Consider the following 23,642-nt stretch of genomic DNA (forward strand, 5'->3'; position numbering starts at 1 on the left):
GACGTTCGGGGCAACAAGCGGTGATATTTAAAAGGGATAAACTATGGGAAGAGTCGCGCCTGTCGCCATCGTACTGGCATTTGCTTTGTTTCATCACCAGCCCCGGGGCGCAGAAGCGCCGCCAATTATTACATCCGAAGGATTAGCAACGGACCAGATGCTTCCTTCGCTGGATGGCTCCGCCGCTGAGTTGCCGCTCAGCGCCGCCGCGCCGGGCAACCTGACGCTCAATGACGCGGTCAATCGCGCCGTTAACTGGCATCCTTCTATTCGCGAAGCCGTCGGCAAACTGCTCGCACAGAATGAACAAATAGAGGTCGCCAAATCGAAATATTATCCGCAAGTCAGCGCTGGCGTGAACAATGGGTACAGCAATACCTACACCGATCACGGGTATAACCCCTCGCTGGTGCTGTCGGTATCGCAAATGCTTTATGACTTCGGCAAAGTGGCAAGCCAGGTTCGCGCCGAAACCGCAGGCGCAGCGCAGCAACAGGCCAATGTGTTGCTCAGTATTGATACCGTCGCGCACGAAACCGCCAACGCCATTGTACAAACGCAGAGCTGGCAGCAAATGGTAGAAGCGGCGGAAGAACAGCTCGTCGCGCTGGACAGCATCGGTAAACTTATCCGGCAGCGCAGCGATGAAGGCGCTACGTCGCTATCTGACGTAGTGCAAACCGAAGCCAGAATCGAATCCGCCCGCTCGCAACTGGCGCAGTATCAGGCCAATCTCGACAGTGCGAAAGCCTCACTGATGAGCTGGCTGGGCTGGAATTCGCTTAACGGCATCAATAATGACTTCCCGGCGAAACTTGCTCGCAGCTGTGAGACGGCAACTCCCGACGATCGACTGGTGCCCGCGGTACTGGCCGCCTGGGCGCAGGCCAACGTTGCGCGGGCGAATCTGGACTATGCCAGCGCGCAAATGACGCCGACAATTTCGCTCGAACCTTCCGTTCAACATTATCTTAATGATAAATATCCCAGTCATGAAGTGCTGGATAAAACCCAGTATTCCACCTGGGTGAAAGTTGAGATGCCGCTTTATCAGGGCGGAGGGCTGACTGCCCGACGCAACGCCGCCAGCCATGCGGTAGACGCGGCTCAGTCGACCATTCAGCGCACCCGGCTTGATGTCCGCCAGAAACTAATGGAGGCACGCAGCCAGGCAATGAGTCTTGCCAGCGCGTTACAAATCCTTCGTCGGCAACAGCAGCTTAGCGAACGCACGCGCGAACTGTATCAGCAGCAATACCTTGACCTCGGTTCCCGCCCGCTGCTCGACGTGCTGAATGCGGAGCAGGAAGTTTACCAGGCGCGTTTTGCCGAACTGCAAACGGAAAGCCAGTTGCATCAGTTGCAACTGAACTGTCTGTATAACACCGGCGCGCTTCGTCAGGCGTTCGCGTTAAATCATCGCAGCATTCAATCCGTGGAGATCCAGCCATGACCCGCGCCGCCCCCGATGTAGAAGAGGTACTCAGTGAGCGCGCGCTAAGCCAATGGGCGCAGGCCATCAGCTATGTCGCCGGTCATTATCGCGTTGCCTGTTCTCCCGGTTCAATTCAGGCCAACGCCCCGTGGTTTAGGGGTAAAAGCAGAACGACCGCCTTAACGCAGCTCGCGCGGCAGGCGGGTTTATCCTTTCATGCGCCGGACATAGACAAAACGGCATTTAGTCAGTGGCGATTGCCGTTGGTTGTCGAGCTCCGGGACGGGCAGTTATTGGTCATCGAGCATGTTAATGGCGAAGATGCGGTAGACGTTTTTGTGATTGAAGAAGAGGGCCAGCGTAACCGCCTGACGCTCAGCGAGTTATTGCCGGAGATCCTCTATGTTGCCGCGCTACGCCCGCTATCGGCGCTCAAGGATAGCCGCGTCGACCGCTATATCTCCCGCTTTAAACCTGACTGGATGCGCGAGCTGGTTCTGCAGGATATTCGCCCTTATTTACCGGTAATGGTCGCCGCCTTTCTGATTAACGTGCTGTCGCTGGCCGGGATTGTGTTCTCTATGCAGGTTTACGATCGGGTGATCCCCGCTCAGTCATATCCTACCCTGTACGTTCTCTCCTTCGGCGTACTGGTAGCGGTGCTGTTCGGTTTTCTGCTGCGTGAAGCGCGTACGCACATTATGGATGTGCTCGGTAAACGCGCCGATATGCGCATTTCCGATCGGGTATTCGGTCATGCGTTAAGGCTGCGCAACAGCGCTATCCCCCGTTCCACTGGCAGTTTTATCTCGCAGTTACGCGAACTGGAGCAGATCCGCGAGATGATTACCTCTTCAACGCTGGCGACCATTGTCGATCTGCCTTTCTTTTTCCTGTTTATGGTAGTCCTGGCGATTATTGCCCCACCGCTGGCATGGATAGCGCCCGTGGCGGCGCTGCTGATGATCCTGCCGGGCGTCGCACTGCAAAAAAAACTGGCTGTCCTCGCCAACCAGGCCGCCCACGAAGCGACGCTACGCAATGCAGTCTTGGTCGAAAGCGTTCAGGGGCTGGAAGATATTAAACTGATGCAGGCGGAGAACCGCTTTCTTCAGCAGTGGAATAGCTATATCCGTATTACCGGCGAGTCGGGTCTACGCACCCGCAAACTCACGCAAGGGCTTATTAGTTGGGGGATGTCGGTACAAAGTCTGGTGTATGCCGCAGTGATTATGTTCGGCGCGCCGATGGTCATTGAAGGCAGTATGACTACCGGCGCCGTGGTCGCCGCGTCGATGCTCGGCTCGCGGATGATCGCGCCAATGGCTAACCTGTGCGGCGTGCTGGCGCGCTGGCAGCAGGTGAAAGCGGCGAAGATGGGTCTCGACAACATTATGCAACTGCCCACCGAGACACAGCATGATGACAGCCTGATACACCACGACATCCTCCACGGGCATTACCTCTTTGAAAACGCTCAGTTTCGTTACCATAACGACGATCAACGCATACCGTTGCGCCTCGTGCGTCTGGAGATCATGCCAGGCGAGCGGATTGCGATACTGGGGCGTAACGGTGCGGGTAAATCCACACTTTTACAGGCGATGGCGGGTGGCCTGGAGATGATTCAGGGAGATGCCCGGCTTGATAATCTCAGCTTGTCGCACATCGATATGGCGGATTTACGCCGCAACATCGGCTTTCTTAGCCAGAACGCGCGGCTTTTCTTCGGCACCCTACGAGAGAACCTGACGCTCGGCGCGCCGCACGCCAACGATGAACAGATTTTTGACGCGCTCGAAGTCAGCGGCGGCGCCGTCTTCGTCAGGCGGCTGGCAAAAGGGTTGGATCATCCCATTATGGAGGGTGGTAACGGCCTGTCCGGCGGGCAGCGTCAGTCCCTGTTGCTGGCGAGAATGCTGCTGCGCTCCCCCAATATTGTGCTACTTGACGAACCCAGCGCCTCGCTGGACGAGCATACGGAGCGAGAGTTTATTCAGCGGTTACATCAGTGGCTTGGCAATCGTACCCTGGTCGTTGCGACGCACCGGGTACCAATACTGGAGCTGGTTGAGCGTGTCATTGTCCTGAAAGAAGGACAACTGGTGATGGATGCACCAAAAGCGCAGGCGCTTAACGCGGATCGGATGCAAAGTCACCGTCGGGAGTGGAAAAATGAAAATCAGTCAGCATGATGCCGCGATGGACGATTTCGATATTCAGCGTGAACGGGCGTTTTCCGGCGCGGGTCGTATTGTTCTGATCTGCTCACTGTTATTTCTCATTCTCGGCATCTGGGCGTGGTTTGGCCGGCTGGATGAGGTTTCCACCGGCAACGGGAAAGTGATCCCCAGTTCACGCGAACAGGTTCTGCAGTCGCTGGATGGCGGCATTCTGGCGCAGTTGACGGTGCGGGAAGGCGACAGAGTTCAGGCTAACCAGATTGTCGCCCGGCTTGATCCGACGCGTCTGGCGTCCAATGTGGGTGAAAGTGCGGCAAAATATCGCGCTTCACTCGCCTCCAGCGCACGGTTAACTGCGGAAGTCAGCGACTTACCTCTCGCCTTTCCCGCTGAGCTGAACGGCTGGCCGGATCTGATTGCCGCAGAGACGCGTCTCTATAAAAGCCGCCGCGCGCAGCTGGCCGATACCGAAGCCGAGCTACGGGATGCGCTGGCGTCGGTTAATAAAGAGCTGGCCATTACCCAGCGTCTGGAGAAAAGCGGCGCGGCCAGTCATGTTGAAGTGCTACGCCTGCAACGACAAAAAAGCGATTTAGGCTTAAAAATTACCGATCTGCGCTCACAATATTATGTGCAGGCACGCGAAGCGTTATCGAAAGCGAACGCTGAAGTCGATATGCTCTCCGCCATTTTAAAAGGACGCGAGGATTCCGTCACCCGCCTCACCGTGCGTTCGCCGGTACGCGGCATTGTTAAAAATATCCAAGTCACGACGATTGGCGGCGTGATCCCGCCTAACGGCGAGATGATGGAGATAGTGCCGGTAGACGATCGTCTGCTGATTGAAACCCGCCTTTCGCCGCGTGATATCGCCTTTATTCATCCCGGCCAACGCGCATTGGTTAAAATTACCGCTTATGATTACGCCATTTACGGCGGGCTTGACGGCGTGGTGGAGACCATTTCACCGGACACCATTCAGGATAAAGTGAAACCGGAAATTTTCTACTATCGCGTGTTTATCCGCACCCACCAGGACTATCTACAAAATAAATCAGGACGCCGTTTTTCGATTGTTCCAGGCATGATCGCCACGGTGGATATCAAAACCGGTGAAAAAACCATTGTCGACTATTTAATCAAACCGTTTAATCGCGCGAAAGAAGCGCTGCGCGAGCGGTAAATCGTTGAAGATAAGAAGATACGGGGGCTGGTCACGCGTGTCACAAGTCTGTTATACTTACCTTACACATTGGGGCTGATTCTGGATTCGACGGGATTTGCGAAACCCAAGGTGCATGCCGAGGGGCGGTTGGCCTCGTAAAAAGCCGCAAAAAAATAGTCGCAAACGACGAAACCTACGCTTTAGCAGCTTAATAACCTGCTTAGAGCCCTCTCTCCCTAGCCTCCGCTCTTAGGACGGGGATCAAGAGAGGTCAAACCCAAAAGAGATCGCGCGGATGCCCTGCCTGGGGTTGAAGCGTTAAAACGAATCAGGCTAGTCTGGTAGTGGCGTGTCCGTCCGCAGGTGCCAGGCGAATGTAAAGACTGACTAAGCATGTAGTACCGAGGATGTAGGAATTTCGGACGCGGGTTCAACTCCCGCCAGCTCCACCAAATCATGATCCGGATACGTCCGGTGAAGTACAGAAAGCCCGTACGGCACAAGCCCTGCGGGCTTTTTTACATCTATTGCCGCCTGGTGAGAATTGCTGAGAGCCTCACGGGCATTGACGTCAAATGACGCAATGGGTGACAGGGCAAAACGCCAAAAGTCTCACCAATAACTCCCGAAAGAATTGGAATACGAGAGTCAAAGAAAATAGAACACTCACTGAGAGTCCTGCCTGGCTGGGGCAAAGCTCGCAGTCAGACTGTCGAGCATAAAGATAAGCAGTTGCCCGTGAGACGCCAGGATGTTGGGCTACGGTATCCATAGATTTACGAAGATTCAGCAGACCTTCTTTGCGAAGCTTAATGATCAATTCTTTTCTGTCAGCTGCTTTAAGCGTCCTGGCCGTAGTGGCACGAGCAGCGGCGAAACTATCTATGCGCTGTCGAATGGTCTCTGTTCCTCCAGGATCAATATTTTCTCACGGAATTTTTTATTACCGTATGCGTTATTCAGCGTAGTCCGAAGACGTGATCCTGCTCACCCAGTCAAACATAACTTGCATATGATTGCCATTGGATGTCCTCACACCAACCTGACACGCATTTACGCCTGTCGTTTTGCCAGTCAAAACCTGTCCATACTTCATATAAATTTTGATACCGACTCCCTGTTTATAGCACTTATTGCAAATCGAGAAATAATCTCTTCTTGATGGAGTATCTTGCTGAAGATTAAATTCGTCAGCCGGCACCAGCGAAAGATTAAAAGCGCCATTACCTGATAATTCTTCAAGAATTGCCAGAGACTCTAATTTAACTTCAATGCGCTTATTTCCTTTAGGTTTATCCGAAGCCAGAATCAAATTTTCACTCGGATTAAACTTCGCAATGTAGCCTGTGATTATCCGTGCATTATTACTCACCAATCGAACAGGGATATCATTAAAACGTAGAAATTGAACTCGACGAGCAAGCATAGAATAATCCCGCGGCCATATTTCAGCCTCTCGCCCGTAGGAAATATCATTTACAGCTATACATTCCATAAAGATATATTCATCTATGCTGAATGAAAAAGCCCCGAATTCACGGGGCTGAATAAAACGAAATAAATTAACGTAACAGAGACAGCACGTTCTGCGGGACCTGGTTAGCCTGTGCCAGAACGGAAGTACCGGCCTGCTGCAGGATCTGCGCGCGAGACATGTTGGAAACTTCGGTCGCATAGTCAGAATCTTCGATACGGCTACGCGCTTCAGACAGGTTGTTTACGGTATTGCCCAGGTTGGTGATAGCGGAGTTAAAACGGTTCTGTACCGCACCCAGGTCAGAACGCAGCGCATCCACCTGCGCCAGCGCGGCATCAATTTTCTGCAGCGGGTTTTCGGTGGTTTTAGCGGCTGCTTCAGCCAGCTCTGGCTGTGCTTTAAAATCATGACCAGCGGCTTTGCTGGCATTGTAGGTTTTACCGTCGATGGTAACGACTTCGGTTTTACCGTCTACGCCACCCAGTTGGTTAGCCGCTGTTTTGGTAGTGCCGTCAGCAGCAGTATAACTTGTGGTTTTAGCTTTAATTGCTCCTGTCGCTTCATCGTAATCTGCGGCGTAATACTTATCGCCAGCTTTAAGCGCATAACCGCCTTCAATTGTCTTACCATTTTTATCGGTATAAGACATTTTGACCAACTCAGCGCCATTAGCATCGGTAGCATCAACGCCGCCAGCAATTAAGGCATTTTTAGCATCTGCTGAAACAACTGTCGGTGTATCTTTTAACTCCTGTACTTCTGTTTTGGTTGTAGCACCTGCCGGTATTGTGGTTTTAGTTGCGCCAGGCGCAAGGGTTACTTTACCGTCAGTAGCGACGTTAACTTCATAATCGCCATTTTTGGTGGCATCAGCACCGGTATAGCCACCAATAGTAACAAAGTACTTATTATTATCTGCGTCAAATTTAACTGTACCACCGGTTACAGAAGCCGTGCCAAGCGTACCACCTATAGCCGCTTTGATAGCTGTATCATCAAGGCCTGAGGCATCCAGTGTAGTACCATTATCGGCATAAGTTTTCGTTGTTACTGCTGTATCTTTCACATCATACGCTTTCTGCACGTTCAGTGAATCCAGACCCAGGGTCTGCGAGTTGATCTGCTTCAGATCGATATCGATAGTTTCACCGTCGTTGGCACCAACCTGGATGGTCAGGGTGTTGTCCTGCGCCAGGACTTTCACGCCGTTGAACTGAGTCTGGCCGGATACACGGTCGATTTCGTTCAGGCGCTGGGTGATTTCAGCCTGGATGGAGTCGAGGTCAGACTGGGAGTTGGTGCTGTTAGCAGACTGAACCGCCAGTTCACGCACACGCTGCAGGTTGTTGTTGATTTCGTTCAGCGCGCCTTCAGTGGTCTGCGCAATGGAGATACCGTCGTTAGCGTTACGGGAAGCCTGAGTCAGACCTTTGATGTTCGCGGTAAAACGGTTAGCAATCGCCTGACCTGCCGCATCGTCTTTCGCGCTGTTGATACGCAGACCAGAAGACAGACGCTCAATAGCGGTGCCCAGTGCGGACTGGGATTTGTTCAGGTTATTCTGGGTCAGCAGCGACAGACTGTTAGTGTTGATTACTTGTGCCATAAAATTTTCCTTTTGGAAGGTTTTTGATAAAACAATCTCCCATGAGAAAAGCGACTAAAATTCTTCTTTATCTGATGTAAAGGAGAAAATCATGGCTACTATTGGGTATATTCGGGTGTCAACAATTGACCAAAATATCGATTTACAGCGTAATGCGCTTACTAGTGCAAATTGTGACCGCATTTTTGAGGACCGTATCAGTGGCAAGATTGCAAACCGCCCCGGCCTGAAACGAGCGTTAAAGTATGTAAATAAAGGCGATACTCTTGTCGTCTGGAAATTAGACAGACTGGGCCGCAGCGTGAAAAACCTGGTGGCGTTAATATCAGAATTACATGAACGTGGAGCTCACTTCCATTCTTTAACCGATAGTATTGATACCAGTAGCGCGATGGGGCGATTCTTTTTTCATGTAATGTCAGCACTGGCCGAAATGGAGCGAGAATTAATTGTCGAGCGAACCCTTGCCGGACTGGCTGCCGCCAGAGCGCAAGGACGACTGGGAGGGCGCCCTCGGGCGATCAATAGACATGAACAGGAACAGATTAGCCGGCTATTAGAGAAAGGCCATCCTCGGCAGCAATTAGCTATTATTTTTGGTATTGGCGTATCCACCTTATACAGATACTTTCCGGCAAATCGTATAAAAAAACGAATGAATTAAAATAAAAATTACAACAGGATGGATATAACATTTTTGTAATACAGACGTATGGCATGAATAAACCGAAAGGGTATACGAAAAGACAGCATCTAATAAAAAAGAGAAAAAATTCAACGCATTAACATATATAGTATAACACACTCACGATAAAGCCTATGTTATATCCAGCTATAGACGACATCGCTCAAAACACTACCAGACGCAGTGTTCACATAGAAAGGCTTTTTAATCAAACTGTTAGATGTAAGCATTTACGGATAGAAAAAGTAGTAAAGTTTATGCCTTAAGTGTCGATAACCTGGATGACACAGGTAAGCCTGGCATAACATTGGTTATCAAAAACCTTGGTTTTCAAGAACCAATAAATCGTGTGGCTAATGCGCTATAAAAATCGCAGAGCGGTGACGATATTCCGCATAAGGAGCTGTTCGTTCGTAACATTCGAACGGTGACGTTAAAGCCGGTTTCATTGGTTAATGAAGACGAAGGGGAAAAAATTACTACAGAGTTGATACCACAGAGATAGTCCAGGCTCGCAGGTGATACGGGATTTAACGCCGGAAAGTCTGCACAGAACACGATCTGCCGCCGGATACCATTAAATTGCCCCGCAACGCGTTATCAATACAACTACCGACGTTTCCCGTTACCTTGTTGTCGGTACGTTTACCTCATTGCCTGAAAGGTTATTTGCAAAGTTATCATTAATAATCCACGGGCGTCTGGTATGCGAATCCAGTTCCCCAATCCTGGCGCTTTGCCTTCGCGACCATACGCGCGTAAATAAGTCTGAAACCAAACTTCACCGCTTAACGCTCTCCTCTTCCCCGATTTTTACGCAAAAAATCATCACATGATCAAGTGTCGTATTAGTTATTGCATTTTACAAATGATATTGGTAATTATTATCATTCTCATTAACGACTTGTTCGATTTATGACGTGGAGAGAGAGGATTTCTCATGCGTATTCTGTTTGTCGGTCCACCACTGTATGGACTGCTATACCCTGTGCTGTCCCTGGCGCAAGCGTTTCGTGTTAATGGCCATGAAGTGCTGATTGCAAGCGGTGGAAAATTTGCACAGAAAGCAGCCGAAGCTGGGTTGGTGGTATTTGACGCTGCGCCTGGTTTCGATTCGGAAGCGGGTTATCGCCGTCAGGAGGCATTACGAAAAGAAAATAACATTGGAACAAAAATGGGGAACTTCTCATTCTTCAGCGAAGAGATGACTGACCCGCTGGTCGCGTTCGCCGGGCAGTGGCGACCAGATCTCATCGTCTACCCTCCCCTTGGGGTCGTTGGACCACTGATTGCCGCTAAGTATGACATTCCGGTAGTGATGCAAACCGTCGGCTTCGGTCATACGCCCTGGCACATCAAAGGCGTGACGAAATCACTTTCTAACGCCTACCGCCGCCATGGGGTCAGCGCGCCACCAAGAGATCTGGCGTGGATAGACGTCACACCGCCCAGCATGAGCATACTGCAAAATGACGGAGAGCCGGTTATCTCCATGCAATACGTCCCGTATAACGGCGGCGCCGTCTGGGAAGAATGGTGGGAACGTACACCTGATCGCAAGCGTCTTCTGGTCAGCCTCGGCACCGTCAAACCGATGGTGGATGGCCTGGATCTGATTTCCTGGGTAATGGATTCTGCCGGCGAAGTAGATGCCGAAATCATCCTGCATCTTCCGGCAAATGCCCGCTCGGATTTACGTTCACTACCGCCGAATGTCCGTCTGGTCGACTGGCTTCCGATGGGCGTTTTCCTTAACGGCGCCGACGGTTTTATCCACCATGGCGGCGCAGGCAACACCCTGACGGCACTACATGCCGGCATTCCGCAGATAGTCTTTGGTCAGGGTGCCGACAGACCCGTCAATGCCCGCGCCGTGGTCGAGCGCGGATGCGGAATTATTCCCGGTAAGAGCGGGCTTACGAGCAGCATGATCAATACCTTCCTCGGTAATCGCGCGCTTCGCGAGGCGTCGCAGGAGGTCGCGGCGGAAATGGCGGCCCAGCCTTGCCCGACCGAGGTGGCAAAAAAACTGATCGCCATGCTGCAACACAGCTAACCGCGGCAGCGCAATGACAATGTGGCGGCTGAACCTAGATTGCGCCGCCATATCTCATCTTTCACCGATAAGGAGGCTTAATGCCCGCGACTCATTCCCCCATGCCCGCTCGTGCCTGGATAGTTCGCCTTGCTCGCGTGTGTTGGGAACGTAAAACACTGAGCATCATTGTCATCGTAGCATCAGTATCGACCATTTTACTGGCTGCGCTGACGCCGCTAATAACGCGTCAGGCCGTCAATGACGCGATAGCAGGCGATACGACCCACCTGCCGTTACTTGCCTGCGGCCTGCTGTTAATTGCCCTTTTTGATTTTATCGGGAATTACGTGCGCCGCGGCTATGCCGGAGAACTCTCGTTGTGGGTTCAGCATACGTTACGTAGCCGTGCGTTCGACAGTATTCAAAAACTGGACGGCGCAGGCCAGGACGCCTTGCGTACCGGGCAGGTCATTTCGCGTACCAACAGCGATCTTCAACAGGTACACACCTTGCTACAGATGTGTCCGGTGCCGCTGGCGGTGCTCACTTACTATGTGGCCGGTATCGCGGTGATGCTATGGATGTCGCCATCCATGACGCTTATCGTGATTTGCGTACTGGCCGCCCTTGCTATTACCGCCCTGCGCGCCCGTCGCCGTGTTTTCGCGCAAACGGGGCTTGCCTCAGACCGGCTGGCGCACATGACGGAGCATATGCGCGAAGTATTGGAACAGATCTCAGTGGTGAAGTCCTGCGTGGCGGAGTTACGCGAAACGCGTTGGCTCGATGGTCAGTCGCGGCAGATGGTGCGGGTACGCATCGGCGCCGCTATCTCGCAGGCGATGCCGGGCGCAACCATGCTGGCGCTACCGGTGATAGGGCAAATCGTCCTGCTGTGCTATGGCGGCTGGTCGGTAATGAATGGGCGCATCGATCTGGGAACCTTCGTTGCGTTCGCGAGTTTTCTCGCTATGCTGACCGGCCCCACCCGCGTACTGGCATCGTTTTTGGTTATCGCACAGCGCACACAGGCGTCGGTGGAGCGCGTCTTCGCGCTTATCGACACGCGTTCTCGCATGGAAGACGGTACTGAGTCGGTTGAGGGTCAGATTATCGGGCTGGACGTGGAGAAGATGAGTTTCCACTACGACAACGGTAACCGTATCCTCAATGAGATCTCGTTTTCCATTCACGCCGGTGAAACCGTGGCAGTGGTTGGCGCATCCGGCTCCGGGAAATCAACGTTGCTGATGTTGCTGGCGCGCTTTTACGATCCCACCTCCGGCGGGGTGTGGCTCAACACCACTGCGGGTCAACAGAATATTCGCGACCTGAAACTGACGGCGCTTCGTCGTCGCGTTGGCGTAGTGTTTGAAGACGCGTTTCTGTTTGCCGGTACGGTGGCGGAAAACATCGCCTATGGGCACCCGCAAGCGACTCAGGACGACATCCGACGCGCCGCCGATGCCGCAGGCGCCAGCGGGTTCATCAATGCGTTACCGCAGGGGTTCAACACCCGACTGGCCGAACGCGGAAACAACCTCTCCGGCGGCCAACGACAGCGTATTGCGCTAGCACGGGCACTGATTACCGCGCCGGAACTGCTGATTCTCGATGACACCACCTCGGCGGTCGATGCCGGTACTGAAGCGGAAATTAATACGGCTCTTGGTCGTTATGCCGATAATGAGCATATGCTGCTGGTGATTGCGCGCCGCCGCTCAACACTGCAGTTAGCCGATCGGATCGTCGTGCTGGATAAAGGCCGCGTCGTGGATATCGGTACCCAGGCGGAGCTGGATGCAAGGTGTCCGACGTTTCGCTCGCTGATGAGCGGCGAGGGTGACTTTCTCGCCCTCGCCCCGGCGGAACAACGTGCGCTATGGCCAACAACGCCGACGGTAAAATCCGACGACGCGCATGAGCGCCAGCCCCCCGCCGGAAAAGGTTTTGTCGACCGGATGACGCGCGTTCCGGAACGCGCCGTACAGATGGCGCTGGCAGGCCACGGGCGTCAAGTCTCATCGCTGCTGACGCCAGTAGCCTGGATGTTCGTCATCGCCGCCCTGCTTATCGCGCTTGATTCCGCCGCAGGCGTTGGCGTGCTGGTGCTTTTGCAGCGCGGTATTGACTCAGGCGTTGCCGCAGGGGATATGTCGACTATTGGCATATGCGCCCTGCTCGCGCTGTGCCTGGTGGCGATCGGTTGGTGCTGCTATGCGCTGCAAACGATCTTCGCCGCCCGCGCGGCAGAGTCGGTACAGCATACGGTACGCTTACGCAGCTTCAGCCACCTGCTACGCCTGAATCTTCCCTGGCACGAGAAGCACATCGACTCGCGTCTTACTCGCATGACCGTCGACGTTGATTCACTCGCCCGATTTCTGCAAAACGGTCTTGCCAGCGCGGCCACCAGCATCGTGACGATGGTCGCTATCGCCGCGGCAATGTTCTGGCTTGACCCCATTCTTGCATTAACGGCATTAAGCGCCGTGCCTGTAGTGATGCTGGCGACGTGGATTTACCGCCGTTTGAGCTCGCCTGCCTACGCCCAGGCACGGCTGGAAATTGGTAAGGTGAACAGTACGCTTCAGGAAAAGGTCTCCGGTATGCGGGTAGTGCAGTCACACGGCCAACAGAAGCAGGAAGCCGCCAGGCTACGGGCGTTATCAGACAACTTCCGCGCCACCCGCGTGCGGGCGCAAAAATACCTTGCTGTCTATTTTCCGTTCCTGACCTTCTGCACCGAGGCCGCCTATGCCGCCGTGCTTTTAATCGGGGCGACCCGGGTCGCCGGAGGCGAAATGACGCCCGGGATACTGGCGGCGTTCTTCCTGCTACTGGGACAATTTTATGGCCCGGTACAGCAGTTGTCAGGCATTGTTGATTCCTGGCAGCAGGCAACCGCCAGCGGCAAACATATCAATGCGCTATTGGCGACTGAGGAAACGGAGAATATTGAACCGTCATCCATAACGCCTGGCACTGGCGGCGCGCTACGTCTGGAGGCATTGACATTCCGCTATCCCGAAAAAACGCAACCTGTGCTTGATAAGCTCTCGCTCACCATTCCGCCAGGAACGGTAGTCGCGGTGGTCGGACGTAGCGGCGTCGGCAAATCGACGCTGATCAAGCTGCTGGCCGGGCTCTACTCTCCCGGCAGCGGGCAAATCCGTGTCGGTGAGCGCCTAATTGATGCCGCGTCGCTTAGTGATTATCGTCGCCAGACGGGGCTGGTCACTCAGGATGTCGCATTATTTAGCGGCGATATTGCCGAAAATATCCGCTATTCGCGGCCAGACAGCAGCGACACGGAGGTGGAGATCGCGGCGCGACGGGCGGGACTCTTTGAAACTGTGCAACATCTGCCGCTGGGGTTTCGTACTCCGGTCAATAACGGCGGCACGGATCTGTCCGCGGGCCAGCGTCAGTTGATTGCCCTCGCCCGCGCCCAACTGGCGCAGGCGCACATTCTGCTGCTCGACGAGGCGACAGCGCGTATCGACCGCAGCGCCGAGGAGCGCTTAATAACCTCGCTTACCGGAGTGACGCATACCGAGAAACGCATCGCGCTTATCGTCGCGCACCGGCTGACCACCGCTCGCCGCTGCGATGTTATTGTCGTAATCGATAAAGGATGTATCGCTGAATATGGTAGCCATGAGCAGTTGATAGCGGCTCATGGCCTGTATGCTCGTCTGTGGCGGGACAGCGTCGGCCAGACACGCGATACGCAAGGAGAGGTCACAGGATAGTTTTTATCGCCACGATTTACGCAAAAGAAAGCCCGCAAGCGGCTGTTCCTGTAACAGCCGCTTTAGCTATTGATACTGACCGAAATATAAATGAGATGGAATACAAAGAATGAGACTGAGCCCGCCCGTCGCTCCTGTCGCTATACAGACCGCTACGCGCCTTCGCCGCCAACTCGCCGCCGGAAGCCAGGTTGACGCTTCTCACTTCTGGCGAGAAGCAAACTCGCTCGCGCTGCCGCTGGTGACAGCCATTAACGACGCAGACGATGAACGGGAAGTCACCTTCCTGTGGCGTGCCGCCTCTCCTCTGCGGGGGGTTTATGTTCGCCTGAACCGTGTCACCGATAAAGATAACGTGGCGAAAGGTATGATGACGCAACTGCCCACAACGGATATCTGGCATCTGACGCTTCGCTTACCGGCATCCTACTGCGGTTCCTATACGATGGTCGAAATACCACCGGAAACCCCGGACGAGACGGTGTTGCAGCTTGGAAGCCGTTTCGCCTCCCTTGTCGGGAAGGCGGACCCGCTGAACAACACGCCGGGAATAAATGTTCGGGGCAATGCGCAGGAATCCGTTCTGGCGCTGGATCACGCCCCGGCACAGGAGGAGTGGTCAGGCTGTCGCGCTTACGCCGGGCAGCTTTTCACCTCAGAACATCGGCTCGCCGGACAACGTCGCCGTGTGCGGCTGTATCTTCCTGACGTTCCTGTCGTACAACCGCTGGGCTTACTGGTACTCACGGATGGCGAGATCTGGTTCGACCATCTTGGGGTAAGTGCCGCCATTGACGCTGCCATCCGCAGCGGACGCATCGCGCCGGTGGCCGTACTCGGCATTGATAACATCAACGCGCGTGAACGCGTCGCAATCCTCGGCGGTCGCCGCGAGCTGGTGCTCGACATTGCCGAACGCCTGCTGCCAACCCTTCGCGCCAAATACCCGGAACGGCGGTGGGCGGACCGTACACAAACGGTGCTGGCAGGGCAAAGCCTCGGCGGCGTGACCGCGCTGATGGCGGCCCGCCACGCGCCAGAGAGCTTCGGCCTGGTGCTGAGCCACTCCCCCTCAATGTGGTGGACGCCGGACAACCGCAATCGCCCGGACCATTTCAGCGCAGAAGAGCGTTCATGGGTCAGCGAACATGTGTTATCCGCGCCCTCGCCAGCCGTACGTACGCATCTGTGCGTGGGATCGCTGGAAGGTTCGACGGTCCCGCAGGTCAAACAGTTGCATGAAAAATTGCGCGCCGCCGGCGTTGAAAGCCATTGCAACGTGTACACCGGCGGTCACGATTATGCCTGGTGGCGCGGCGCGCTGATTGACGGATTACGTCTACTGCCCCGATAAAACTTCACCTACCAAAAAGGAATCACATCCGATGTATGGTCGCCAGTACCACAACAAGCGCTATCGCATGGCGCTATTTTTAGTGAGTTTTTGTTTTAGCGCGCTGAGTTATGCGCAGCCGGATATGCAGCCATTAGGGCCGAATATCGCTGATAAAGGTTCGGGATATTACCATTTTAGGGTCAATGACTTTCAATCTGCCGATGGCGCAAGACATTACCGGGTATGGACCGCTATCCCCAATAAAGCCGCCCCGCCGTCGGGTTATCCTGTCTTATATATGCTGGACGGCAACGCAGTGATGGACAGGCTGCCGGAGGCGCTGCTCAAACAACTGGCAGACCGCTCGCCGCCGGTGATTGTGGCGATTGGCTATCAGACTAACCTGCCGTTTGATCTTAACGGCAGAGCTTATGACTATACGTCGGTGCCGGGAATCGATCGCGATGACAGTGAAAATAGCCCGCGTTTTCATCGTAAGACCGGCGGCGGGCCAGCGTTCCGCCAGCTACTGGAGAGACATATCGCGCCGCAGGTGGAACAAGGAATAACCATCAACCCCGAACGGCGCGGGGTATGGGGACATTCTTATGGCGGCCTGTTCGTTTTGGACTCCTGGCTGTCGTCATCCTTCTTTCATATCTATTACAGCGCCAGCCCGTCACTCAGCAGGGATAACTTTGCCCTGTTGAATCGCCTTACGACAGTGAAGCCGTCGCCGTTCTGCCATAAAAAACTCATCATAATGGAAGGTTCAGCGTCGAATGGGGATAGCAGGCAACGCCAGATGGCCGAGCTCCTGCAAAAAGTTCAGGAGACCGTGAGAACGCTTGAGAACAACGGCGTTAACGCGGCCCTGCAGCATTACCCGGGCCTGGGCCACGGGCCCATGTTTAACGCCTCTTTTCGTAGTGCATTGCTGGATATCAGTCGCGAACCGGCAAGCCAAGAACCACGCTGCCATTAACCCGTCGCCAGAATATGCCCGCCAGCGGCGGGCATAACCCATCAAAACGAGGCCGTCACACCGGCATAATAAGCCCGCCCCGGTTCGTTATAGGTATTTGCCCCTTCGGCGGAGCGATAGATCTGTTTATCGAAGATATTGCTGATACCGACATTAAGACGCAGGTTCTTATTGATATCGTAGTTAACGTTAGCGCCGACCAGTGAGTAAGCCCCCAGCGCTTTCCCGGACAATCCTTTGGTCTCTTCACTACGCGACTCCGCATGTGTTCGCGGTTTTTGCTTGCCGTATAACGTCCAGTTGACGTTAGCGGAGAGCGCGCTGGTGATAGTCCAGTCGAGGAAGGTATTCACCGTATATTTCGGGATTATCGATAAGGGATTACCGGTATCTTTTTGCTCAGAAGCGATCATATAAGTCGCATTGGTATTCCAGTTCAGACGGTCCGGCATCAGCGGAACAGCCATGCTGGCTTCAATACCTTCAATCAGCGCTTTACCGCCGTTCTGCCACTGCAATACATAAGCGCCAGATGCGCTTCTGCCAATAATTTTATCACCTGCGACAATCTTATTCTGATAATCGTTACGGAAATACGTGACGCTTGCGTGGTAATCGTCTACGGTAAATTCCAGCCCAATCTCTTTATTGATACTAATTTCAGGATCGAGATTCTTATTACCGACCAGGTAACAGCCGCCCGACGTAATATCTTTTGGACAACCGTTGCCTTTCGAATAGAGTAAATACCCCTCACTGGTTTGATACAAGTTCGGTGCCTTAAAGGCCCGGGCAATACCGGCTTTCACCTTGACGTATTCACCTAACTCCTGGGAAAGGTTAAGACTGGGACTAAAATTACTCCCGGATTCGCTCAAATAGTCAAAACGCAGACCCGGAATAATATTGGTACCGGCCATGGGTTCGATATTATCTTCAACGTACAGCGCACTGATTTCCGATTTATTTTTGCTGCTACGGTTAGCCGCCGAACCGGGAATCCCGGCGATATTGCTATCCTTAACCGTCAGACTGGTAGAGGAAGGATCGTTCAGTTCATCGCGGTTCCACTCCGCGCCGACGGTGAGCGTTTGCTCAAATAGCCATATCACCGGGACATTCACCTCGCCGCTGGTGCGATACGAGGTCAGGCGGTTAGTGGTGAACGTCTGGTCGTTGGTAATACGCCCCTCGCCGCCGCCGGAGAGCCCCTCATTCATGCGGGTATTATCGGTTTTTTCATAGTAGAACCCCAGGCGGCTTTGCCCCCAGTCCCAGATGCCGTTATGAGTTAGACCGTAATTCTGCCGGTACAGGCGATTGGTCTCCCGCCCGGACTGCGCGAGACTTTTGGTAACCGCGTTTGAAGTACTGTTTTGCGTATCGCCGGCATAGATATTCCCCTGCCGACTGTATCCCGCTTCAAAATCAAGGATTTGCTGCGGGGTCATTTTCCATGAGAAGACGCTATTAATATCTTTATTGGTGACCCCCTCCCGTCCGGCGGCATTTTTGGTACCGGCGGAGGAGTTAATATCCCAGCTATCGGCATCGGTTCTGTTGAGATTACCGTACAGGCGCATCGTCAACGTATCTCCAGCCAACGGGCCGCTAAGGCTAAAGTTACCCCGCCGGGTGTCACCTTCTTTGCTGCTTTCCGGCTGGTTGGTATAGAGCGACAGCGAGCCGTGCCAGTCATTAGTGGGGCGTTTGGTGATGATATTCACCACCCCACCTGCGGCACCGGAGCCATAACGCGCGGCGGCGGGCCCACGGATCACTTCAATACGCTCTACCATCTCCGGCGGCACCCAGTTCGTATCGCCACGGGTGTCGCGTTCTCCGCGCCAGCTATAGCGAACCGAATTTCGCGACGTCACCGGCACGCCGTCAATCAGCACTAAGGTATTTTCCGGCCCCATACCACGAATATCAATTTGTCGGTTATTTCCGCGCGTTCCCGAGGCACTATTGCCGGTAAGATTAACCCCAGGCATCTTACGAATAATATCGGCAAGATCGTTAACGGGAGGATTCTTCTGAATATCGTCACGAGTAATAATCGAAACGCCCGGCTGTTGCTTTAATACTTGCTCGGCGGTGGATTCAACCACCATCGTTTCGCCGTTGTCGTCAGTAGATTCTGCTGCTGATAATGGACTATTAACCCCTGTAGAAACCACGGTTATTAACCAGAGGAACTTATTAACTCTCATACCCATTCCCTAAATAATGTCTAAAGTAGCGCTGTTGCCCTCAAGCTCACATCCTTGCCAGGTTACGTCTATATAGTAATTATTATCATATGCTAATGATAATAATTATCATTCAATTAAGGAAAAGGCAATCTTTCGACCACAAAAATCTGGTAATAAAAAAACGGAAACGGGATTTTGCAATATGACTCTCTGTCCGGGCTCCGCTTTGCCAGTAAATCCGGGAAGGGGGGCAGAATGCGCCTACTGAACGGAGGTTTTACAAAACAGGAGTAGAGAAATAAAACTATTTTTCAAAGCGTTAATGACAAGAAACACCCTGGTAAGATGGTATAGCGCGGTTCAGGGTTCACCGGCGCTTCCCTGCCGACGGCGAACCGTTCTTACAGTTTGCCAGCGACTTTCCCTCTGGGTAATGGTGGGATCGGATACGATTGTAGTCATTCGATATTTGATGATGAAAGTGATGTTGGCGCCAAAATACAAAGCGCCTGGTAATATTTATCAGGCGCTTTGCAGACTGAAAACCGTCAGACATCGGTTTCTCGTTCTCCATGATCTACCGGGAAAAATGGCAACCCACAGTTAGTGGGTTTTACTGTCGGGTCTTGAGAAGTACCTTCTTGTATTCCCAAGTCGTCCAGGAGACGCCGCAACCAATAAAGCTCAATCGCCTGCACTTTTCTCTGTCGTTTGTCTTCCCTTTCAGAAGGCGGGCGAATATCAGACTCATGAGTACATGTAACACAATAACCTTTTAACTCTATCCACTTAGGCTTAGGGGGGCCCTTAGGCTCGGGAGGCGTTGGGCTGGCAACGCACGAACAGGCACTTATACATCCAGGCATAGCGTTTTCCTTTTCAAACAATTCGCTTTAGTTGGAAGTTCTACTTGAGAAAATAGAAATGGTTATTCAGATATTTTTACCGTCGCATGCTCCTGTAATAATAAAAGATACTGTAAATAATTTACTCTCAGCTACTATTCAGTAGCAGATTGTCATTCTTACATTGCTTTTATTTCAGATTTACGTCAAATAGGGCTAAATATTTTCACTATAAAATACGTTAAAAAGTGTTTGTGTACTTGTAGACATTGTGGCGTCTTCGGTACGCAAATCGGTTAGTGTACAATCTTTAAAACTGGTATTTCTTAAATTAGCCTCAGACAAATCAGCCCCGTCCAGGTTCGTAGCAGTAAAACTAGCCTTTTGCAGGTTTGCCCGAGTTAAGACAGCGCCTTCCATAATAGCAGCCATTATAGTAGCACCCTTTAATGTCGCACCGCTCATATCGGCACGTATAAGGGTTGAGCCTGAAACATTAGCGTGATCCATATTCGCACCGGAACAATTACATTCTACCATGCTACAGCCTAACAGACTTGTGTGTTGTAAATTGGCGCCAGTAAGATTAGCGCGATCGAGGGTAGCGCCACACATAATACTATCTTCCAGACAGGCGTTCGTTAAGTTACTGTCGCCTAATGATGCTCCCGATAGATTTGCGCCCTTAAAATTTGCACCGTCACAATCCGCCATAAACAGTATTGCCCCCTCTAAATCTGCGCCGCTTAAGTCTGCGTCACATAAATTTTCTGCCGTCAGATTTGCTCCGGTAAGGACAGCGCCTTTAAGATTCATGCCTCCCTGGGCAGTTAATATTACAGAATCCTGAGGAAGAGAAAATTCGCATCTGAATAGTAAAGCTCGACATATTTTTTCAAAAGAGGCAAGCGGAATTTCTCTTGTCTCAGAATGGTCGCCTTTACTGACTCGTACAATAACTTGTCCAGCTTCGTTATTCTCACCAGGAAGATTAAATTCGACACGAAACCCGCCCATATCCTCCAGTATAATGTTTTCTGGCAACGGAGCACCTCTGTCAGACATTGAACTTTTCAATGTATCAGCCATAGTGTCTATCAATTCCTGATATTGTGCTTCATTTTTCCGACGCACCCCACCACAGGTAAAAAAGTTAATGATATATTCCAGAATGGTTTTGGGAGAGGTGGCTTGCCGCATAGCAGCAGAAGTCCCCGCGCCAAAAGCAGATGTAGCCATACCAGCCAGACTATCGAGTGAACGCTCCATAATATTTTCTCCCAGAGAGCAACATAGTACATGATAAAATTTATCATATAGATTTGCATTTAGAGATAAGGTGAATACCCCCTTTGCGTCTGGTTACATAATCACGTATCACGACGCGTTGCTGTCTGACTTACACAATACCAGCCAAATAAATATATTGGCTTATACTCGTCATACTTCAAGTTGCATGTGCTGCGGCTGCGTTCCCTCACCCCAGTCACTTACTTTAGTAAGCTCCTGGGGATTCGCTCGCTTGCCGCCATCCTGCAACTCGAATTATTTAGAGTATAAACATTATTTAAAATAATAAACGCGGCATTCGTTTTAATACTACGTTCAGGACTCATCCCACTCATTAGCAGAAAATCTATTAAAAAGCGTGTTCAGGCGTTTTATTGCTGCCATTGATAAACTGTTTAACAACGTCGTCTGTACAGGCCTTCTTCGTTGCCTTTACGTTTAACTCAATCAGGCTACCGTCTCGGTTATAAGTCTATCGAGTAGTAGGGACGTAGTATGACGATGCAGCAAAGTGATATGGAAAGATATAATCCATTATTAATGTTAAAAGAAGTCATGGCGCAGACGCCTTATCGCCATAAACGCTGGGGAGAGCGTAAGTTTCGCTATAAATTTGTATTACGTTGCCTTATTAACCCCGTAACGACAATTAAATACTTCAATGAATTATGCCATCTGTCTCAGCCCAGAACGCTGATCATTCATCGTCCCCTATTGCCGGCAAAAATCCAGCGGCCCTATTTGTATACCGGGCTTAGCATACGTTGCCGGGCAAGAGCTATTCTGGAACACTACCAGTTCGTTCAGTCCTTTCCGGAAAGTAAAATTAAAAAGATCCTTCTGTCCGAGGAACAAATCTTACTCGCTCACCTGGAAGGAAAAAACGGTGCTCTGGTAGATATCTACTGCGGTCCCTGTGGCTATGACAGAGAAGGTGAGCTGACATTAACGCTGTGCTTCAATGATACGCCGTTGGCACGTTTATCATTTTCCTTTATCCGCCATGAAGGGAAGCAAATAGCGCTGGTTGCCGGGTTACAAGGGCCCAGTAAACATATCGGCCCACAAGTCATACGTAACGCCACCAAAGATTGTTACGGTCTCTTTCCTAAACGGATGCTGTATGAAGCATTTGCGACATTGATGCAGGCCTGTAATGTCGACGAGATTTATGCGGTAAGTGAAAACAACCATGTTTATCGTCAACTCAGGTACTTATTCCAGAAGAAAAAAACTTTTGTGGCCAGCTATAGTGAATTCTGGGAGTCGCTAAACGGCGTTAAGAAAGGTGCCTTATATCATCTGCCATCACAGGTGATGCGTAAAGCTCCTGAAAGTATCCCCAGCAAAAAACGCGCAGAGTATCGGAAACGCTATCATATTCTGGATACAATAATACAAGAGGTTAACAGCCTCTCCCGGTAGAACTATTTCATACGCGGATGTGCAGATCCTGCTACCGTTCAGCGGATCTCTTTGAAATCTGTATCGCTACTGAATGATTAAATACAGAATGGCTTGCGAGTGAATAGCGCGGCATTAAACCGTCGCTTTCACTCATGCTATGATCAACATCTTAATCTTATTCCCTTCACCATAACGTCATCGATTAGCATGTTAACCATTAAATACAAGCTAAACATTTGTCACATTTTTATTTGGTTAAGCAAAAAAATAATACAAAATAGAATTTTCAGTAAGCCAAGTCAGGAGTTTTGGTGAAAATACAAGAAGTTAAGCGTATATTAACCCGCTGGCAGCCGTCTTCCTTTACCCTATACCGGGAGGTGTTTGCGCAATACGGCGGTAGTATCAATATGCACCCAGATATTGTTGATTATTTTATGAAGCGCCATAACTGGCATTTTAAATTCTTCCACTATGAAGAAGATGATAAGATTAAAGGCGCCTACTTTATTTGTAATGATCAGAATATTGGCATCCTGACGCGCAGAACCTTCCCGCTATCGTCAGACGAGATACTTATTCCGATGGCACCAGATTTACGCTGCTTCTTACCCGATCGTACTAACCGGCTTTCGGCGTTACATCAGCCACAAATACGCAATGCCATATGGAAACTCACCAGAAAAAAACAAAATTGTCTGGTCAAAGAAGCGTTCTCTTCTAAGTTTGAAAAAACACGCCGTAATGAATATCAGCGATTTCTTAAAAAAGGCGGAAGTGTAAAAAGCGTTGCTGATTGTTCTTCTGATGAACTGACTCATATTTTTATCGAGTTATTTCGGTCTCGTTTCGGTAATACTTCATCCTGCTATCCCGCTGATAACCTTGCCAACTTTTTTAGTCAACTGCATCACCTTCTGTTTGGGCATATTCTTTATATTGAAGGGATACCCTGTGCATTTGATATCGTACTGAAATCTGAAAGCCAGATGAACGTCTACTTTGACGTATCTAATGGTGCAATTAAAAATGAGTGCAGGCCACTCAGTCCCGGCAGCATACTAATGTGGCTAAATATTAGCCGCGCCAGAAATTACTGCCAGGAAAGACAAAAAAAATTACTTTTTTCCATCGGCATACTAAAGCCTGAATGGGAATATAAGCGCATGTGGTCGACCCCCTATTTTACCGGGAAATCGATTTGCTAAAAAGAAAGCCTGGACGTAAATATGTTTTT

14 protein-coding genes, 1 other RNA gene and 1 pseudogene are annotated in these 23,642 nt (G+C 51.5%); 11 read left to right on the top strand and 5 right to left on the bottom strand.

Annotated elements, in window-relative coordinates; genetic code table 11:
* The first annotated feature begins 43 nt into the window (after positions 1–43).
* From J4614_RS12875 to ssrA, 4 genes are all read left to right on the top strand, one after another.
* Entirely contained in the window at positions 44–1,453 is a 1,410-nt protein-coding gene (locus tag J4614_RS12875) for a TolC family outer membrane protein (RefSeq protein ID WP_000533851.1), read from the top strand.
* Positions 1,450–3,630, top strand: a complete 2,181-nt coding sequence (locus J4614_RS12880) for a type I secretion system permease/ATPase (RefSeq protein ID WP_208293194.1) — start codon at positions 1,450–1,452, stop codon at positions 3,628–3,630. Before J4614_RS12875 ends, J4614_RS12880 begins: the two co-directional genes overlap by 4 nt.
* A gap of 7 nt (positions 3,631–3,637) precedes the next feature.
* A complete protein-coding gene (locus J4614_RS12885; RefSeq protein ID WP_074416939.1) occupies positions 3,638–4,801 on the top strand; it encodes an HlyD family type I secretion periplasmic adaptor subunit in 1,164 nt (387 codons plus the stop codon).
* Positions 4,802–4,872: 71 nt separating this feature from the next.
* Positions 4,873–5,235: a transfer-messenger RNA gene (gene ssrA, locus J4614_RS12890) on the top strand.
* A gap of 254 nt (positions 5,236–5,489) precedes the next feature.
* Here ssrA and J4614_RS12895 read toward each other — a convergent pair.
* From J4614_RS12895 to J4614_RS12905, 3 genes and pseudogenes are all read right to left on the bottom strand, one after another.
* A pseudogene (locus J4614_RS12895) lies at positions 5,490–5,711 on the bottom strand (helix-turn-helix domain-containing protein); the annotation flags it as partial.
* Positions 5,712–5,738: 27 nt separating this feature from the next.
* Positions 5,739–6,278 (bottom strand): phase 1 flagellin gene repressor FljA, encoded by a 540-nt coding sequence (fljA, locus tag J4614_RS12900; protein ID WP_094888730.1) that lies wholly within the window; start codon positions 6,276–6,278, stop codon positions 5,739–5,741.
* A 67-nt stretch (positions 6,279–6,345) separates the two neighbouring features.
* Positions 6,346–7,866, bottom strand: a complete 1,521-nt coding sequence (locus tag J4614_RS12905; RefSeq protein ID WP_023213078.1) for a FliC/FljB family flagellin — start codon at positions 7,864–7,866, stop codon at positions 6,346–6,348.
* Positions 7,867–7,957: 91 nt separating this feature from the next.
* Between J4614_RS12905 and hin the strand changes: the two genes are divergently transcribed.
* The 5 genes from hin (at position 7,958) to J4614_RS12930 (ending at position 16,665) form a co-directional block, all read left to right on the top strand.
* On the top strand, positions 7,958–8,530 hold the full coding sequence (gene hin, locus J4614_RS12910) for a flagellar phase variation DNA invertase Hin (RefSeq protein ID WP_000190917.1): 573 nt from the start codon (positions 7,958–7,960) through the stop codon (positions 8,528–8,530).
* A 961-nt stretch (positions 8,531–9,491) separates the two neighbouring features.
* Complete coding sequence (iroB, locus tag J4614_RS12915) at positions 9,492–10,607, top strand: salmochelin biosynthesis C-glycosyltransferase IroB (RefSeq protein ID WP_001221111.1); 1,116 nt, start codon at positions 9,492–9,494, stop codon at positions 10,605–10,607.
* Positions 10,608–10,687: 80 nt separating this feature from the next.
* The gene (gene iroC / locus J4614_RS12920) at positions 10,688–14,344 is read left to right on the top strand and encodes a salmochelin/enterobactin export ABC transporter IroC (protein WP_023208257.1); all 3,657 of its coding nucleotides are present in this window, start codon (positions 10,688–10,690) and stop codon (positions 14,342–14,344) included.
* Between the two features lie 109 nt (positions 14,345–14,453).
* Complete coding sequence (locus J4614_RS12925; protein ID WP_023208258.1) at positions 14,454–15,698, top strand: esterase family protein; 1,245 nt, start codon at positions 14,454–14,456, stop codon at positions 15,696–15,698.
* 31 nt (positions 15,699–15,729) lie between these two features.
* Entirely contained in the window at positions 15,730–16,665 is a 936-nt protein-coding gene (locus tag J4614_RS12930) for an alpha/beta hydrolase (protein WP_001645728.1), read from the top strand.
* Positions 16,666–16,706: 41 nt separating this feature from the next.
* Here J4614_RS12930 and J4614_RS12935 read toward each other — a convergent pair whose 3' ends face one another.
* Both J4614_RS12935 and pipB2 read right to left on the bottom strand, forming a co-directional pair.
* Positions 16,707–18,881: a TonB-dependent siderophore receptor gene (locus tag J4614_RS12935; RefSeq protein ID WP_063916899.1), complete on the bottom strand. Its 2,175-nt coding sequence runs from the start codon at positions 18,879–18,881 to the stop codon at positions 16,707–16,709.
* Between the two features lie 1,043 nt (positions 18,882–19,924).
* A complete protein-coding gene (pipB2, locus tag J4614_RS12940) occupies positions 19,925–20,977 on the bottom strand; it encodes an SPI-2 type III secretion system effector PipB2 (RefSeq protein WP_208293195.1) in 1,053 nt (350 codons plus the stop codon).
* Between the two features lie 516 nt (positions 20,978–21,493).
* Between pipB2 and J4614_RS12945 the strand changes: the two genes are divergently transcribed.
* Together J4614_RS12945 and J4614_RS12950 are read left to right on the top strand one after the other, a co-directional pair.
* Entirely contained in the window at positions 21,494–22,423 is a 930-nt protein-coding gene (locus J4614_RS12945; protein WP_000178742.1) for a VirK family antimicrobial peptide resistance protein, read from the top strand.
* A 293-nt stretch (positions 22,424–22,716) separates the two neighbouring features.
* Positions 22,717–23,613, top strand: a complete 897-nt coding sequence (locus J4614_RS12950) for an antimicrobial resistance protein Mig-14 (RefSeq protein ID WP_000701508.1) — start codon at positions 22,717–22,719, stop codon at positions 23,611–23,613.
* Positions 23,614–23,642: the final 29 nt, after the last annotated feature.

It is taken from the genome of Salmonella sp. 32031103-2018-00083-FB-01-SM-01 (assembly GCF_017571995.1).
Taxonomy (GTDB): Bacteria; Pseudomonadota; Gammaproteobacteria; order Enterobacterales; family Enterobacteriaceae; genus Salmonella; species Salmonella enterica.

Excerpts from the sequence above, each read along its gene's own strand:
- fljA (WP_094888730.1), bottom strand. The coding sequence starts at position 6,278 with ATGGAATGTATAGCTGTAAATGATATTTCCTACGGGCGAGAGGCTGAA.
- hin (WP_000190917.1), top strand. The coding sequence starts at position 7,958 with ATGGCTACTATTGGGTATATTCGGGTGTCAACAATTGACCAAAATATC.
- J4614_RS12880 (WP_208293194.1), top strand. The coding sequence starts at position 1,450 with ATGACCCGCGCCGCCCCCGATGTAGAAGAGGTACTCAGTGAGCGCGCG.
- J4614_RS12905 (WP_023213078.1), bottom strand. The coding sequence starts at position 7,866 with ATGGCACAAGTAATCAACACTAACAGTCTGTCGCTGCTGACCCAGAAT.
- J4614_RS12935 (WP_063916899.1), bottom strand. The coding sequence starts at position 18,881 with ATGAGAGTTAATAAGTTCCTCTGGTTAATAACCGTGGTTTCTACAGGG.
- J4614_RS12925 (WP_023208258.1), top strand. The coding sequence starts at position 14,454 with ATGAGACTGAGCCCGCCCGTCGCTCCTGTCGCTATACAGACCGCTACG.
- pipB2 (WP_208293195.1), bottom strand. The coding sequence starts at position 20,977 with ATGGAGCGTTCACTCGATAGTCTGGCTGGTATGGCTACATCTGCTTTT.
- J4614_RS12885 (WP_074416939.1), top strand. The coding sequence starts at position 3,638 with ATGGACGATTTCGATATTCAGCGTGAACGGGCGTTTTCCGGCGCGGGT.
- J4614_RS12945 (WP_000178742.1), top strand. The coding sequence starts at position 21,494 with ATGACGATGCAGCAAAGTGATATGGAAAGATATAATCCATTATTAATG.
- iroC (WP_023208257.1), top strand. The coding sequence starts at position 10,688 with ATGCCCGCGACTCATTCCCCCATGCCCGCTCGTGCCTGGATAGTTCGC.
- iroB (WP_001221111.1), top strand. The coding sequence starts at position 9,492 with ATGCGTATTCTGTTTGTCGGTCCACCACTGTATGGACTGCTATACCCT.
- J4614_RS12930 (WP_001645728.1), top strand. The coding sequence starts at position 15,730 with ATGTATGGTCGCCAGTACCACAACAAGCGCTATCGCATGGCGCTATTT.
- J4614_RS12875 (WP_000533851.1), top strand. The coding sequence starts at position 44 with ATGGGAAGAGTCGCGCCTGTCGCCATCGTACTGGCATTTGCTTTGTTT.